This is a genomic window from Nocardia altamirensis NBRC 108246 (genome assembly GCF_001612685.1).
Classification (GTDB): Bacteria; Actinomycetota; Actinomycetes; order Mycobacteriales; family Mycobacteriaceae; genus Nocardia; species Nocardia altamirensis.
Window position 1 is genome coordinate 148,741 of sequence record NZ_BDAY01000007.1, and the last position, 15,215, is coordinate 163,955.

Below are 15,215 nucleotides of genomic sequence, written 5' to 3' on the forward strand. Positions count from 1 at the left end.
GTATTCACCGTTGAGAATATTCTTGTCAAGGAATATTTTAAGCGAGCGGTTCCGGCAGGTCAGCGGCGTGCACGATGTGCAGCGTGCTGACGGCTCGGGTCAACGCGACGTAGAGGCGTTGCAGGCCACGCTGTTCCGCCTCGGCGATGCGGGCGGGCTCAACGACCACCACGGTGTCGAACTCCAGGCCCTTGGCGAGGGTGACCGGCGCCAGCGTGAGGGGAGTGGTGTCGGGGCTCGCCGTCTCGGCGCCGAGGACGGTGTGCGGTAGGCCCGCCTCCATGAGTGCGTCCTGCAGCCAAGGGATGTCCGCGTCGGCGGCGATGAGGCCGATGGACCCTTCCTCGGAAAGAGCGGTGGCACAGGCGTTGACGACCGCGGCGGTCAGTTCCGCCGGTGCGGTTTCGGTGAGGCGGAGCGCGTCGTCGGACTGCCGAAACGAGGCGGGGCCGCGCAATTCCGGCGCGATGTGCGGCAGCAGTCGTGCGGCGAAGTCGATGATCTGAGCAGGCACGCGGTAGCCGCGCGTCAGCTCTTCGATCTTCCCGTCGGGCTTGTCGAGATGCGTGAGCAGGGTGGACCAGTCGCGGACCGCGGCGGGGCCGGTGGCCTGGGCCAGGTCGCCGAGGACGGTGCACGAGCCCGCGGCTCGACGGGCGATCGCGCGGATCTGCATCGCGCTGAGGTCCTGGGCTTCGTCGACGACGATATGGCCGAGCCTGGCGGGCCGCTCGACCAGCGCCGCGGCCTCATCGAGGAGGGCGAGGTCGGGGCTGCTCCACGTCATCGCTTTGACGCTGCGTGGACGCGGAATGCGCAGCATCGCTTGCTGTTCCGCCTCGGTCAGGATGCCGTCCGCCGCACGGCCGAGCTGGTCCTGGTCGGTGAGGAGTTCGAAGATCAGGCGAGCGGGATCGACCTTGGGCCACATCAGGCCGACGCTGTGTCGAATTGCCTTGGCGCGACCGAGTTGTCGGAGCGTATCGGCGCCGGTCGAGTGCCCGGCCCGCTCCATGTGGCGCAGCACCAGATAGGCCAGGCGCTGGGTCAGCAGCTCCAGGCCCGCGTGATAGCTGGTCCCGCGGCCGCGCACGGCATCGAGTTCGTCGGCGAGCTCCTCGGGATACAGCCGCCAGGTGCGATGCTGATGCTTGACCTCCAAGGTCTGCTCGCTCGGTTGGACACGCGACCACAGATGATTGCCGATGACCTCGGCCATTCGGGTATCGCCTTTGATCCGTGCCACATCCGGATCATCGATGCGGTCGACGATGCGCTCCGGATCGATCAGCTCGTCGATGGTGGTCTGGGAGACCTCCACCTCGCCGAGCGCGGGCAGCACGTTGCGGACGTAGGCGAGAAAGGAGCGGTTGGGGCCGATGACGGCGACCCCGCCGCTCGTTCGTAATCGCTCCCGCTCGCTGAACAGCAGATACGCCAAACGGTGCAGGCCGACAGCGGTTTTCCCGGTGCCTGGCGCGCCCTGGATGCACAGCGTGCGCTCCATCGGCGCACGGACCAGGCTCATCTGCTCCGGCTGGATGGTGGCGACGATATCGCGCATCGGGCCCTTGCGCGGCCGCTCGATCTCCGCGGCCAAGAGTCCACTGGCCGAGGCGATCTGGTGCGCGAGTGACTCGTCCTCGAACGCGCTCAGCATGCCGTCGCGGTCGAAGCCGTACCGGCGTCGAACCCGGACTCCTCGCGAATCCTGGTGGCTCGCTTCATAAAAGGCACTCGACAGCGGCGCCCGCCAATCGATGACCATGAGCTCGCCTGCCTCGTCGCTGACGCCGCGGCGGCCGATGTAGACCCGATCGCGGTCGGGATCGCTTGCCGGTGAACGACTGTCGCGCAGCTCGTCCGGCGGATAGTCCAGGCGGCCGAAAAACAAAGGAACGCCCTCGATATCGGACAGCTCCTCGACCTGGTTGGCCCGCCACCGGCGCATCGCGGTGTTGGTCACCTTGTCCTCGATGGCATCGCCGTCGGCTGCGCCCGTGCGCAGCATCCGCTCCACCTCCCCGCGCATCCGGGCGAGTGCGGCACGGCAGGCGACCATATAGTCACGCTCCGCACGTATTTCGGGCTCGACGAATTCACGGTCTGCTTGATTCATGATGAGGGTCCCCGATATCGAAGGGTGACGAGGTCGAGCGCTCGACCCTACGCGGGTATCAAGGTGCGTACCAACAGGTTTTCGGCGGTGCGGATGACCCCCGATCCTCCCTTCGGCCGATGCCTGGCACGGGCGATCGAGCCTACGGTTGGGTCATGGAATCGCTGCTGGATTTCGTCCGCGCCCGCATCGCCGAGGACGAGACGGGGGCTCATGCCGATCGGGGCAACGGTGGCTGGTCGGGGCGCCGGATCCTCGACGAGTGTGCCGCCAAGCGTGCGGTGCTTGCGGCGTTGGAACGCGACCGGAAGAAGAAGTCCGAGGAGGACGCCTGGGATTGGCTGGACGAAGACTCCGCGATGTCATGGCTTTTCGGCGACTCGAAGGAGGACCAGTCCAAGCGGCTCGCGCGCGAGATCCTGCTGGCGATGGCGCTGCCGTACGCCCGGCACGCGGACTATCGGCAGGAATGGTCCGCGCCGCCGCGGCGCAGCCGCAGGTTCTGGTAAGCCCGCCTGGCGAATCCGGTTCGGACGCAGCGGGCCCGGCCGCACGTGCGGCCGGGCCCATGTCGGTGTCTCTTAGTTGCTTACTTCGATCAGGCGCTTGCGCAGCCAGGTCAGCGCGGTGGCGCCACCACCGACCGAGTACCACGGGTAGCTCTGGTGGATGCCGGACTTCAAGAAGTCGTCGACCTGCTTCTTGCGCTCTTCGTACGCCGAGTTGTTGAGCTGGTCGGACAACAGGCCGAGCCCGCCCGCCGCGAGGGCGTCGCTGATGAGTTCGTTCGCTTGCGCCTGGTAGGAACCGAGCTGGCCCGGGTCCGGGTTGGAGATCTGCGCGAAGAAACCGGCGATCCGGGCGGCGTAGTCGCCGTCAGGGGTCGCGCAGTACAGATCGCCAGGGGCACAGAAGGTGTAGGTCTGCGCCGAGAGCCAGCCGAAGCCGCCGATGCGCGGGCCGCCTGCGCCTGCACCCGGGACGGGCGGGCCGATCAGGGTGTCGGTCGGGGAGCGACGGGGATCGGAGATGAGTCCGACCAGGTCGACCCGGTCGGGGGACACCACACCGAGTCCGGTGCCGATCTCGGCGGCGAGGTCGCCCGCCGCGTCCGCGCCCTGGCTGTAGCCGAGCAGCGCGAAGTGCGTGGAGTCGCAGCGCTGTGCCACGTCACGGACCAGGTTTCTGGCATTCGCGACGGCCTCGTGTTTGGAACGACCGTACACATCGCCTTCCCAAGGGAAAGCGGTGGCCGGGTAGGCGACATAGCCGGTTTCGACATCGCCGGGCAAGTTGTCGGCGACCGCGGCGAGCATCCCCTTGCCCGGGTCGGCGGTCGAGGTTTCCCAGGTTCCGGGAACCGCGACAACATACATATCGGGGCAACCCCGAGGAGCGGCCTGCGCGGTCGACGCGACACCGACCGGTAGGACGGCGGTCATCGTCGCAGCCGCACAGGCGGCGGTGATCTTCCATCGCGAAAACATCGTTGTACTCCGTGTACTCACTGCCGGGCGGGTGCCCGGTCGGCGAAGGCGCTCGGTGTCCGGTTGAGCGCCGAAGGCTGTCTTTTCTTCAGTTGGATACCACGTGCGCCGGGGATGTCCCCGCAGATGGGAACAGTGTCCCAGAAAGTTCCCCCCACGCATGCTGTTCTATCCAGAGCGTAGTTGTTCATCTGGGCGCGCCTGGCGCGGATGAGTCCTCGACTTCGGAACCTACCGGATGAGATCGAACTTTGCCCCGCACGCTGGTTAACAGCAACCCGCGTGCCGCGATGAGCCTCGACGCAGCCGAGCGGAAACCGGCGCGAGATGGTCTCCTGTTCTCGTGCGGATTCCACGCGCCCTCGCGGCGTTGCTGTTGCTGCTCCTGGCTATTGGGTGTGCGACTGGACCCGCGCCCGTGGACTGGACGGCGGTCTGGATGACCGCACCCCACTTGCCGAGCAAGACCGCCACCCCGAATTGGTCGGTCGCCGGGTTCGCTGATCAGACACTGCGACAAGTGGTCCGGGTCAGCGACGGCGGAGCAACCACGCGGGTGCGCCTCACCAACCGTTACGGCACAACGGCGCTCGAGGTTGCCGGGGCAACCATTGCCCGCAGCGGCCACAACGGCAGCATCCTGCTGGACACCGTGCGCACCCTCGCTATGGACGAGAGTCCGTCATTTCGGATCGCGCCTGGCGCCGAAGTCGCGACAGATCCAGTGCCCTTTGCACTCGCGCCGCTGGAATCGATAACCATCACCCTCTACTTCGCCGAGCCGACCGGTCCGGCGACCCAGCACGCGCAAGCACTCGCCACTACGTATCGGGCCGAAGGCGATCATCGCGCGGACCCGACCGCCGACGCCTTCACCGAAACCACCCGGTCCTGGTACTACCTGGCCGGTGTTGACGTGCAGAACGTCTACCCACCGCGGGCCGGCGTCGTCGCCTTCGGCGACTCGATCACCGACGGCGTCGGCTCGATGCCGGACTCCGACAACCGATTCCCCGACGAACTGGCCGAACGGCTCGCCTTCGCCGGAGCGGCCCGCCCGATTCTGAACGCGGGCATCAGCGGCAACCGCATCACCGTCGACTCCACCACGCTCGGCGACGCGGGCGTACGCCGCTTCCGCCACGATGTCCTCGACCAACCCGGCGTCGGCACCGTGATCATCTTCGAAGGCATCAACGACATCGGACTCAGCCGGGATGTCCCCGGCGCAGGCGATCCCGCGGTGCCGGTCTCGACTGCCCAACTGATCGCAGGCCTCCGTGATCTGCTCGACCAAGCTCGTTCTCGCGGCCTCCGAGTAATCGGCGCGACGATCCTGCCCTACCTCGGCTCGCCCTACTCCAGCGCAGGCGAACCGACCCGTGACGCCGTCAACGACTGGATCCGCAGCTCCGGCGAATACGACGCCGTCCTCGACTTCGACAGACTGCTTGCCGATCCCACCGACCCCGACCGCATGAACCCCGCCTTCGACAGCGGCGACCACCTGCACCCGAACGATGCAGGCTACCGCGCCATGGCGGCAGCGGTGCGCCAAGCAGATCTGCGCCAGTAGGTATGCGGGACAGGGGGATTGCTAGGGTGCTGGGGTGGCTGCCGGGGATGGCTCCGGTGGTGGGGACGGATCGCTCACTGGGCTGAGGACGGGTATGAAGCGAGCAGGTGGGGCGGGTAGTGTTGCGCGCCTTGGTATGACGGTGTTGGTCGCTGGCCTTTTCGCGGCGACCGCAGCGTGTGGCGGCAAGGACGCGGCGAGTTCGGCAGGGGAGCCGAGCAGTTCGGCTGCGGCACCGTCGGCGGTGGTCGCGCCGTTCGAGGAACACGCCATCGAGAACGAGTGTGTGCTCAGCGCGGCGGAGATCAGTGCGCTCGCGGGCGTCGGTCTCGGTGCCGGGCAGGACACCGAGACCAAGCGGGCCGATGGTTCGTCCGGTCGTAGCTGCAAATACCACCTGACCGAGGGCGGCCCGCTGTCGTTCACCGCGACGATCAAAGTCATGCGCCCGCACGAGGGTCCGGTCACCGACGCGATGATCACGCGACTCATCAAGCCGAGCACCCATCGGGTGCCCGGCGTCGGGCGGGCCGTGCTGATCGAGACCAAGAGCGACTTCCCGCAGGCCTGGGTTTTCACCGACAAGCTCATCACCAGTGTCGTCCTGGTCGGCAGCAACGTGCCGACGCTGCCGACGGACGAGCAATGGACCATCGCGGCACAGCAGATCGTCGGCAAGCTCCCGACATAAGTCACTGCGTGAAGTCGACGACGCTGCCGTCGACCCAGCGGGGCAGCCGGTCGGCGACGAAGGGATCCAGATCTTCGGAGTCGATCGGATAGATCTGAAGATGCATTTACCGCGCGACGGCAGGGGCCGACAATAGGACCATGCCCGCCTATGCCGGGCCGGACGCGGGGGCGGCCAGGCGTCTTGGATCGAATCGGGCATTCGCCTCTCCCGGTGTCCGAAATCGCACGGAGGCAGCTCATGAACGTGTCCACTTGGCTGAACCGAGAGAACTCGATCGCCCGCGGCCGGCCGGACAGCGACCACAGCGCATCGGCGGCCCGGCAAACCGCTTCGCCGACAGTTGGAATCGACCTCACCGCCGTCCCGGCTGTCGCACCACCGATCGTGCGTGACGTGCTGCGCGATGCGGGCCAGCCGCTCGACGGCGCAACACTGGCCGCGATGAATTCCCAGTTCGACACTGACTTCAGCCGCGTGCGGATTCACACGGGGCCGCAGGCGTCGGCATCGGCGGCAGCCGTTGCGGCGCAGGCCTACACGGTGGGCAGGCACGTGGTTTTCGATGCGCGCGGATATCGACCTGGCACCGAGGACGGTCGGCAGCTCCTGACCCACGAACTCGCCCATGTGGTGCAACAATCCGCGCGCGATCCGTCGGACGGGGCGACGCTGCGGATCGGTGACACGGATGCTCCGGTCGAAGCCGCCGCGGCAGGTGCGGCGGCGGGTGGGCGTCACTCACTCGGCACCGACCACGGGCCGGTGCTGCGGCGTCAACCCGTCCAAATGTCCATGGGCGACACCGGGATATCCACCTCGACCACCCAGAAAACGCTGAGCGGGTTCGCCACCGGTTCGGCCGAGCTGACCGATGCGCATCAAGAGATCATCGCGCGCGTCGCAGCGGATCTGAATGCTCATCCGTTGATATTCGGCGGGTTCGTCACGCTGGTCGGTCAAGCCGATCGCCGCGGCGATGCGGGCGAGAACAAGGCGTTGGGTCAACGTCGCGCGGAGGCGGTGCGGGATCGGTTGCGCCAGTTGGTCACCGACAACGACACCGCGCAGCAGATCGGGGCCTACTCGCTGGGTGCGCCGACGGAGGGTCCGGTCCGCGACGAGCCGATGCTCCGCAAGGTCGATATCACCGTCACGCGCCGCATGTACAACATGGACACTCCGGCCGTGCAGCTCACGCGGCCGAATCAGGTCACGCCGCCGAATCAGCTTGCGCGGCCGAAGCAGACCGGCCCGCAGCTGCACCTCGACGTCGACCTAATGCGTACCCCACGTCCCCCGGGGATCAAAGAGAAGGACTGGCCATGGGACGCGGAGGGGTGGCGGAAGGTGGCCATTCTCCCGGAGTGGTTCTGGAAAGCGTTGCCGCCGCGCCCGCAGGACCCGGAGGTGCTCATGCGTCTGCTGACCGAACTGGTCACCGAGGTGGACAAACTCGTGCAAACCCAAGACCTGGCCAACGGATTGGCCCGCATCGCAGCCGAGGTGGCGAGTGGCCTTGGCATCGGCCACCGCGCCGAGGTCCATCAGTTACTGATGGATGCTTACAAAGACGGGAAGGAAGCGGGAGTGAAGGAGCTGCTCAAAGCGATGATCGAGGCTGCGGCAGGCTCACCGACCGGTGCTCAGGAAAGCCCATACGGGCCTCCCACGGAAGGGCCCCCTGTTCCTAAGGCGTACGAGACCCCGGAATTCAAGATCCCGTAGGCGTATTCAGGATCGTCGGCGCGAGGGAGAGCGGTCGCGCGGACCTGTCGCGTTACTGGGCGCGTTCGCGAACGACGCGGGCGATATCGATGCGGTTCACCAGCCGTGCGGCAGGGAGCTGGGAGAGTGCCGCGGCGGCTAGGACCGCGCCGACCGCGAGCAACGGGAGCAGCCAACCGGTGGACAGCTCGATGTCGAACATGTCGCTGCGGAACGAGCGGAGGAATGCCCAGGCGGTGAAAATCCCGGCGGCGAGTCCGATCGGCACCGCAAGCAGTGTGGCGGTGAGGTTTTCGATGGCGAGGGTGGCGGTGAGCCTGCGGACCGAGACGCCCGCCGCGCGCAAGGTGGCCAGCTCGGTGGTTCGTTCGGCCAGGTTCACCGTCATGACGACGTAGATCACGGTGAACGCCAAAATCGCGCCGAGCGTGAGCATCACGCCGATGAAGATCCAGAGCAGGCCGAGGAACTGGTGGGCTTGATCCGCCAGGGCGTGGGTGTCGGTGTAGGCGACGACGCCGGAGAGCCCGGTGACCTTGGCACGCAGACTGTCTCGGTCCGCGTCCGGTGCGAAGCGGAGCAAGTAGCCGGTTGTGCCGAGACCCTTGATGTCGCGTGCGGTAGCGGTGGTCGCGTAGGCGAAGGTGCCGAAGGGTTCGTCGACGAACCCGGCGAGCGGCACCTGCTGCGGGCTGCCGAAAGCCGGTGTCACGGTGACGGTGTCGCCGACCGCGAGGTCGAGCTTCGACGCCAGCTGCGCACCGGCGAGGATGCCGGTGTCGGGCAGGTCCCTGGTGCCGCCTGCCGGAGTGCGGAAGCCGTGCATCGTTGTGTCGGTTGGCAATCCGGTCAACGTCGTCGAGTACGACTTGTCCCCGGCGCTGATGGTGACCGGGGTGAATGTGCCCTCCTCGACTGCGGCGACGCCGGGGATTGCCCGCAGCTGTGCGACGAGATCGCTACCGCCCTTGGTGACAAGGACCGTGGCGTCCTCGCGCTGCACCTGCCCGAACTGCACGTTCAGCATGTGCTGGATGCTGGTGAACATCCCGAGCGAGGCAAGGATCACCACCAGCCCGAGCACGGTGCCGACCATGGTGGCCACGGTGCGACGGCGGCCTCTTGCCAAGGAACGCAACGCCATTCGTACGACCACCGGCAGCCGATGCCAGCGTGCGGTGAGCCGTGCGAGCCGACCGGCGCGCACCGGTTGGGCGCCGTCGCCGCGCATGGCCTCCGCCGGTGCCGTGCGGGCGGCGGCGATCGCGGGCGCTGCTGCGGCGATGATGCCTGCGAGCAACCCGAGCGCGAATCCGACCAGCGCAGTGGGGATTCGGTGCTCGACGACGGTGTCGGGTATCCCGATCTCTGCGGTGTACACCGCGGTGATCGCGGATGTCGCGACGAAGCCGCAGGCAACGCCGAGTAACGCGCCGATGCCCGCGATGCCGACGCCGTAGCTGATGTAGTGCCCGACGACGCTGCGCCTGCGCGCGCCCATCGCGAGCATGGTGCCGATGATCGGGCGTTCGGATTGGACAAGCCTGGTCATCAACACGTACTCGGCGATCGCCGCGGCCAGCAGGAACAGTGCGGGGAAGCCGATGGCGAGGGTGGAGAAGCCGTTCAGGTCTTCCTGCAGCGCCGCGTGCGAGGGCTGCTCGCGCTGTGGCTCGACGGCGGTCGCACCGGCCGACCGCAGCTGCGCCGCGACCTCGGCTCGATCCGCTGCGGTTGCGGCGGAAGACATTTCGATCAGCGTCTGATTCGGCTTCGGCTGACCGGCCAGGCGCAACGCTTGTGCCTGCGGCGCGAACACGACAGCGAAGGAGTGTGGGTCGGCGACCACCTCCTGCCTGCTCCGGGCAGGCCACAGGTACTCCGCGGATCGCGCGACACCGCTGACTGTCACCGGCCGCCAGGCGCTGCCGTCGAAGATCTGCAGCGTGCTGCCTGTCTTCAAGCCGAAGGTCTGTGCAGCGTGGTGCTCGATCACCACCTGCTCGGGACGCGCCGGGTCGGGCAGCGCCCCCTCGGTCAGGTCGAGTTCGTTCACGCTCGGCGTGCCGGGTTGGGGGAGTCCGGCGACCCGGCCGACCAGCTTGGTGCCGTCGATGGTCATCGGGACATCGGCTTGGGTACGCACCGCGACCCGGCCGACCCCAGGCGCTGCGCGCATCACGGTGGCGATGGTCGCCGGATCGCCACCGGTGGCGGTGAAATCGGCGAGGTGCAGCCGGGCATAGGTCTGTCGATACGACGTGCCGAGGTTGCGGAACGAGTCATAGCTGGCGACGAACAGCAGGACACCGAGCAGCACCGTCGCGGTGATGGCGGCGACCTGCGCGGTGCGCCGCCGCAGGTCGCGCAGAATCTTCTTGGCCAGCACCGGTTTCGCGGACATCAGCATCGCGGCGTCACCACCTGATCGACGCCGCGTCGGCGGGGTTGGCGTTGCGGTCGCTGGACAGGACCCGGCCGTCGCGCATGCGGACGACCCGGTCGGCGATGTCCGCGGCGGCTTCGTTGTGCGTGACCATGACGACGCCGCGGCCGGCTCGGCTGGTCTGCTGCAACAGTTCCAGCACGCCTCGGCCGGTCGCGACGTCCAGTGCGCCGGTCGGTTCGTCGGCGAGGAGTAGATCCGGATCGGTGGCCAGGGCGCGGGCGATCGATACTCGCTGCTGCTGGCCGCCGGACATCTGCGCGGGGAAGTGGTCGATGCGATCGGAAAGCCCAACGGCGGCAAGCAGTTCGGGGACCTGGTTCCGGTCGCCGCGTCCGGTCAACTCGATGATGACCTCGACGTTCTCGCGGGCGGTGAGGCTCGGTATCAGGTTGAAGAACTGGAAGACGAATCCGACGTGCTCGCGCCGGAATTCGCCGAGGGCGGCGGGGTGTTTGCGGGAAATATCCTGCCCGGCCACGACGAGGGTGCCGCTGTCGGCGGATTCGATGCCGCCGATCACGTTGAGCATGGTGGTTTTTCCCGAACCGCTGGCGCCGAGAATCGCGACCAACTCTCCGGGTTGGACATCGAGGTCGATCTCGGTGAGCGCGTGGACGGCGGCTTCCCCTTCGCCGTACGTCTTGCTGACGCCGTGCAGGGTGATGCCGCCCCGCATGCGGTCAGCTGCGGGCGCGCTCACTCTCGGCTGCTCGGTCATCGGAAACTCCTTCGTTCGCAACGCGTTCGGCTATTCCGGCCGCGCGGAGCAGCGGCCCGGACACGTCCACCGCGCCAAGGGTGGGATCGATCATTCGATGCAGAATCAGCCCGTCGATGGCGGCGAGGGTGAACACGGCGGTGGCCTCCGGATCGGCCACGCCTTGGTCCCGTAGCCAGTCGGCCAGGCGTGTCCGCGCCTCAGCGACCAGGCCGCGTAGTTCGACCTTGAGTCGTTCGAGTCGCGTTGCGGCGAGCAGCATTTCGCTGACTGCCACCGTTGCAGGATCGGTCGAGCCGTAGGCGGCGATGGCGCGCAGCATCTGGGCCATCGCTTCCGGGCCGGCCATCGCCGTGATCCCGGCCATCACAGTCTCGAATTCGGTGCGCGCCACCTGCATCGACGCGTCGATCAACAGATCGGTGACCGATCGAAAGTGATAGTGCACCAACCCGGGCCGCAGCCCGGCACGCTCGGCGACCATCCGCGTGGTCACCGCACCCCAGCCGTGCTCGACGATGAGCTCCACCGCCGCCGCCATCAACCGGCCGCGAGTTTCGCGACCTTGCTCCGATGACGTCACCACGAGACTTCTCCTGCCGATCAGATTGGACGATCGCCTTGGGCGTATGACCAAACTATCGGCCACCACGCCGCAGTGCAATAGTTCCTCGGCTTACTGCCTGTCTGAGAGTCGGCGAGTCAGCGGAGGTGGGTGAGGATTGCGGTGGCGACGGCGATGGCTTTGGTGCAGATGTCCCAGTCGACGCCGGAGGTGATACGGGGTGTGGCGATGCCCAGGTAGAACGAGCCGCCTGACGGGACCGCGACGCGGATGTCGCAGCCGCCGCGGCGGCCGTCGGGGCGAAGGCTTGGTGTCAGGGTGGCCTGTTGGTCGGCGATCGTGATCTGTTGTTCGAGTGGGTCGTGCCCGCCGCGCGGCTCGAGTGGGCTGGTCTGTGGGGCGAAGCGGACAGTGTGGCGGGCCGACATCGAGCTTTGGATGGAATGCCAGGAACAGGCGGGGAGGTGGGTCGGGGGTGTCGTCGGCTGGCCTGCGGTGTCGAGGACGAAGTGCGCGATGTCGTCCGGTCCGAGCACGCTGCACGGGCGGTAGGTGAGGTCGGCGAGCGTCCATGGTTGCGGCGGCAAGGCCGAAGTCGGCGCGGCGACCCTGCTCGCCGACGACAGCACCGGCTTCGCCTCGGTCCCCGTGTCGCACCCGGAAACAAGCAGGGCCGCAGCCGATCCGACCAGCAAGGTCACCCGGCCACCCGACGATACCGACGTCATTCGTTCCTCCCGCCACAGATCACACCAGACCGCGCCGCAGGCTGTCGAGCTGAGCGGTCGGCTAGTTCGGCAGCAGGTCGGCGAGTGCGGAGACCGGCGCGCGATGCAGGTGCTCGATGATGTTGCGCGGCTTGTTCTTCGGATCCTTGCGGTAATACGCGGCACCGGATTCGTACGCCACGTAGACGTGCGCGTCGTAGAGCGCGAGACCTTCCGACATGCTCGGCGCGCGGAAGCAGTACAGGCGGGCCTTGTCGAGGTCGGCTGCGTTGGCGTCGCGTTTGACCACGTAGAGGTTGCTGCGGTTGGCCCTGCCGTAGGACGTGCTGTAGACGAAGAGGTCCTTGGTGACCATGAGGCCCTGGGTCTTCTTCGGAACCTGCCACGGACCACCGGTCTTGGTCAGGGCACCATTGTCGGCGACCCGGTACGAGAACATCTCACCTCTGCTGTCTTCCAAGAACTTTCCGGTCCACAAGGTGTCGCCCGGTTCCTCGGCAGCGAGGAACGACGCACCGCCCGACACCGATTGGGCGTCACCGTCTTCGGCGAGGTAGGTGGAATTCGCGATCGCCTGCCGTAGCCGATCCAACGCATACCGACGCACCGTGTTCGCCTTGTCGCCTTGAACGAAGGCCCACCCCTGCCGTTCGAAGATCGCGACACCGCCGACGTGCGAGGCGTCGATCGCCGCGGAGCCGACGTGGGCTCCGGTCCGTGCGTCGATGCCGATGAGGTGTGCGCGCCCGCCATCCGGCGCATACGAGGAGACGAGCAGCAGATCGTCGGAACCGTTCCATTTGGACCAGCGCGCCAAGCCTTGCGGCACATGGGTACCAAGCTCCGGCACCTGGTGCGACGCGGAAAAGTGCTTGTCGTAGACGTCGGAGGCCCGCGGTCCCGAGTAGAACGCATGGTTGTCGGTGACGACATCATTGCAGCTGATCGCAGCATCGGGCTCTGCCGCCGCAACAGGCATGGCCACCAGCATGATCACCACGCCACCGACAAGAAGAGCACGTACACGCGACCCGAACGACATCGTCACATCCTCGGCGTAGGAAACCGCCGACCCGATCGCCCGGCCGGGCAACGAACGTCGATACCGCGGACCGGACCAAGGAATCGGAGGGCGGTGGTACGCGCCAACTGTAGGCAGGATCGACCATCACCGCACGGCCGGAACGGGACCCGGTCGCAATTCTGTGCGACGGAACCAGCAGTCAGCCCCGAGCTCGTGCACCGAGCCGAATCGGCTTGTGCGGGCAGACCGCCGAATCGGTGTGCCATGCACGTCCTTCCGGCCGTCAACGTCGGGCCGAGCCGTCCACCTGCGGAACCGCCGCATCGGGATCATCGAACATGAACACCCACATGAGCAGGTAAACCGGGCTCGGCAATGCCGAAAGGCCAAGCGCAACAAGCGCGCCGACCCCGAACGCGACCTCACCACGATGGAGAGACCACAGTGCGGCGGCCAACGTTACGAACCACACTGTCACCGGCACGATCCCGACCGCGTACAGCCAGCCCATGAGCCCTGCCACCACGACGCGGCGCCCGACCAGCCGAACCATCGTCGTACTGATCAGCATTCGCAATGGCCCGAACTGAAATACCAACATGGCCACCAGCACGAGGAGCGGACCGCCCCCCATCAACAACCCCACCCCGAAATCCGGCACCCCACCAGCATCCCACCAAGCACCGAACCAACCCCGCCACTCGACGCTATTGCACTGGTCTAGTACATGACTGAGCTGTCCCACTCGTGGAGCCGCCGCATGCAATCAACCAGCGGCGACGGTGACCTTCTGTCAAACCCGGCCCGGCCCGCCTACAGGCCTGAGATCTCGGTATACGGGATTGGTGGGGTGGTTCCTCGTCGAGGGGGTACTGGTGCAGGTGGCTTCTCGTGCGATGCCTGCACCAGTACCCCATGATCTTGAACTCGACTCCGCTACAAGGGATTGTGCGGCGGGTGGGTGGTGCGCACTGCCTGCGCCGCAGAACATTAGGCGACGAGGGTGAGGTGGGTGGGTTTGGGGGTGGCGCCGGTGCGGGTGAGGAGGCGGGACAGGGCTTCGGCGACGTGGGTCGGCTGTTCGAGGATTATCGAATGGCCTGCGCCGTCGAGGATGACGAGGTCGGAGTATTCGACGGCGGTGGCCATGGCGACGGAGTGCGAGGGTGGGGTCATCAGGTCGGCGGCGCCGCAGAGGATGAGGGTGGGGATCTTGGAAAGGGCTGGGAGGGTAGCGGTTTGGTCGTAGGCCATGAAGCTGGTCAAGAAGGTGGCCATGGTGACGATGGGGGTTTCGTTGTGCATGGCATTGGCCAGCGCCAGCACTCGGGGGCTGATCTTGCGGTTGCCGAACTCGGCGGTGCGGACGATCGGGGCGAAGACCTTGCAGGCGAGGCGTTTTGCGTGCTGCATGGTGCGGGGAGCGCAACGGACGGCGGCTTGGAAGAGCGAGATGATCGGGTGGCGAAGCAGGCGTCCGAAGCCCGCGTCGGCGAGACCGCTTGCGGCCGTGGCGAGCAGGGCGACGCCGACGATGCGAGTGCCGATCTGATGCGGGTGCTGGCTCAGGTAGGTGAGTGCGGTCATGCCGCCCATGGAGTGACCGACCAGGATGAGGGGGCCGGTGGGGGCGACCGTGTCGAGCACGGTGTGCAGGTCGCGACCCAGCTGGTCGAGGGTGTAGGTGTCGCGCGGGGCCGCAGTGGAGTCGCCGTGGCCGCGGTGGTCGTAGCAAACGACCCTGGCGTGCGGGAATTGGCGCATCAAGGAGTCGCGGACGTCGGTCCATGATTCGGTGCGCAGGCAATGTCCGTGCAGGAGAACGACGGTGAGGTCGGCGCTGCGCGGTCCGTATTCGCGCACCGCGAGTGCCACACCGTCGGCGGTCGAGATCGTGGCACGACGTTCGGCCGAGGTGGCGCGGGTGCTCGAGATCGACATCGGTGGCTCCGGTCGGGTTGCGGTGGACTTGTCTAACTGTGCGCCGGATGTGCTGCCGGTTTTAGGGACCCGAGTGCTGAGGTCTTGCCCCACGGGGGTGGGCCGATCGCCACCAAGGGTGTGGGTGCCCCTGATGTTCGGGGCGGTAGTTATGGGGTCTAACCAGGCCGAATGGACTAAATGGACTAA

The 15,215-nt window shown here is 67.0% G+C and carries 13 protein-coding genes; 4 read left to right on the forward strand and 9 right to left on the reverse strand.

All coding sequences use genetic code 11. The features are described 5' to 3' along the window. Positions 1-37 precede the first annotated feature (37 nt). Complete coding sequence (locus NA11_RS04155) at positions 38-2,119, reverse strand: HelD family protein (RefSeq protein WP_069160371.1); 2,082 nt, start codon at positions 2,117-2,119, stop codon at positions 38-40. A 155-nt stretch (positions 2,120-2,274) separates the two neighbouring features. On the opposite strand from NA11_RS04155, the gene NA11_RS04160 reads away from it, so the two are divergent. Further along, on the forward strand, positions 2,275-2,628 hold the full coding sequence (locus NA11_RS04160; RefSeq protein WP_069160372.1) for a DUF6221 family protein: 354 nt from the start codon (positions 2,275-2,277) through the stop codon (positions 2,626-2,628). Between the two features lie 72 nt (positions 2,629-2,700). Here the strand turns inward: NA11_RS04160 and NA11_RS04165 are convergent, their stop codons facing one another. After that, positions 2,701-3,606: a cutinase family protein gene (locus NA11_RS04165; RefSeq protein ID WP_084654090.1), complete on the reverse strand. Its 906-nt coding sequence runs from the start codon at positions 3,604-3,606 to the stop codon at positions 2,701-2,703. Between the two features lie 439 nt (positions 3,607-4,045). Here NA11_RS04165 and NA11_RS04170 point away from each other — a divergent pair, with 439 nt between their 5' ends. The 3 genes from NA11_RS04170 to NA11_RS04180 all read left to right on the forward strand — a co-directional run bounded on the left by NA11_RS04170 (position 4,046) and on the right by NA11_RS04180 (position 7,601). Then, on the forward strand, positions 4,046-5,182 hold the full coding sequence (locus NA11_RS04170) for an SGNH/GDSL hydrolase family protein (RefSeq protein WP_084654117.1): 1,137 nt from the start codon (positions 4,046-4,048) through the stop codon (positions 5,180-5,182). 136 nt (positions 5,183-5,318) lie between these two features. Then, positions 5,319-5,873, forward strand: a complete 555-nt coding sequence (locus tag NA11_RS04175) for a hypothetical protein (RefSeq protein ID WP_069160374.1) — start codon at positions 5,319-5,321, stop codon at positions 5,871-5,873. A gap of 240 nt (positions 5,874-6,113) precedes the next feature. Beyond that, a complete protein-coding gene (locus NA11_RS04180) occupies positions 6,114-7,601 on the forward strand; it encodes an eCIS core domain-containing protein (RefSeq protein ID WP_167837560.1) in 1,488 nt (495 codons plus the stop codon). Positions 7,602-7,653: 52 nt separating this feature from the next. On the opposite strand, the gene NA11_RS04185 is transcribed toward NA11_RS04180, so the two are convergent. From NA11_RS04185 to NA11_RS04215, 7 genes are all read right to left on the reverse strand, one after another. Further along, on the reverse strand, positions 7,654-10,011 hold the full coding sequence (locus tag NA11_RS04185) for an ABC transporter permease (protein WP_141717396.1): 2,358 nt from the start codon (positions 10,009-10,011) through the stop codon (positions 7,654-7,656). Between the two features lie 7 nt (positions 10,012-10,018). Beyond that, positions 10,019-10,768, reverse strand: a complete 750-nt coding sequence (locus NA11_RS04190; protein ID WP_069160376.1) for an ABC transporter ATP-binding protein — start codon at positions 10,766-10,768, stop codon at positions 10,019-10,021. Continuing rightward, complete coding sequence (locus NA11_RS04195; RefSeq protein ID WP_069160377.1) at positions 10,731-11,354, reverse strand: TetR/AcrR family transcriptional regulator; 624 nt, start codon at positions 11,352-11,354, stop codon at positions 10,731-10,733. Before NA11_RS04195 ends, NA11_RS04190 begins: the two co-directional genes overlap by 38 nt. Positions 11,355-11,470: 116 nt before the next feature. Continuing rightward, positions 11,471-12,061 carry a DUF3558 family protein gene (locus NA11_RS04200; protein ID WP_084654094.1) on the reverse strand — a complete coding sequence of 197 codons (591 nt, stop codon included), beginning with the start codon at positions 12,059-12,061 and terminating at the stop codon, positions 11,471-11,473. Positions 12,062-12,122: 61 nt separating this feature from the next. Continuing rightward, positions 12,123-13,103: a hypothetical protein gene (locus tag NA11_RS04205; protein WP_069160448.1), complete on the reverse strand. Its 981-nt coding sequence runs from the start codon at positions 13,101-13,103 to the stop codon at positions 12,123-12,125. Between the two features lie 265 nt (positions 13,104-13,368). Then, on the reverse strand, positions 13,369-13,830 hold the full coding sequence (locus NA11_RS04210) for a hypothetical protein (protein WP_141717397.1): 462 nt from the start codon (positions 13,828-13,830) through the stop codon (positions 13,369-13,371). A 245-nt stretch (positions 13,831-14,075) separates the two neighbouring features. Then, positions 14,076-15,026 carry an alpha/beta fold hydrolase gene (locus NA11_RS04215; RefSeq protein ID WP_069160380.1) on the reverse strand — a complete coding sequence of 317 codons (951 nt, stop codon included), beginning with the start codon at positions 15,024-15,026 and terminating at the stop codon, positions 14,076-14,078. Between the last annotated feature and the right edge of the window lie 189 nt (positions 15,027-15,215).

Bases quoted from the DNA above. Each gene is read 5' to 3' on its own strand.
- NA11_RS04205 (WP_069160448.1), bottom strand. From the start codon at position 13,103: ATGTCGTTCGGGTCGCGTGTACGTGCTCTTCTTGTCGGTGGCGTGGTG.
- NA11_RS04170 (WP_084654117.1), top strand. From the start codon at position 4,046: ATGACCGCACCCCACTTGCCGAGCAAGACCGCCACCCCGAATTGGTCG.
- NA11_RS04165 (WP_084654090.1), bottom strand. From the start codon at position 3,606: ATGTTTTCGCGATGGAAGATCACCGCCGCCTGTGCGGCTGCGACGATG.
- NA11_RS04155 (WP_069160371.1), bottom strand. From the start codon at position 2,119: ATGAATCAAGCAGACCGTGAATTCGTCGAGCCCGAAATACGTGCGGAG.
- NA11_RS04185 (WP_141717396.1), bottom strand. From the start codon at position 10,011: ATGCTGATGTCCGCGAAACCGGTGCTGGCCAAGAAGATTCTGCGCGAC.
- NA11_RS04190 (WP_069160376.1), bottom strand. From the start codon at position 10,768: ATGACCGAGCAGCCGAGAGTGAGCGCGCCCGCAGCTGACCGCATGCGG.
- NA11_RS04175 (WP_069160374.1), top strand. From the start codon at position 5,319: ATGACGGTGTTGGTCGCTGGCCTTTTCGCGGCGACCGCAGCGTGTGGC.
- NA11_RS04200 (WP_084654094.1), bottom strand. From the start codon at position 12,061: ATGACGTCGGTATCGTCGGGTGGCCGGGTGACCTTGCTGGTCGGATCG.
- NA11_RS04215 (WP_069160380.1), bottom strand. From the start codon at position 15,026: ATGTCGATCTCGAGCACCCGCGCCACCTCGGCCGAACGTCGTGCCACG.
- NA11_RS04160 (WP_069160372.1), top strand. From the start codon at position 2,275: ATGGAATCGCTGCTGGATTTCGTCCGCGCCCGCATCGCCGAGGACGAG.
- NA11_RS04180 (WP_167837560.1), top strand. From the start codon at position 6,114: ATGAACGTGTCCACTTGGCTGAACCGAGAGAACTCGATCGCCCGCGGC.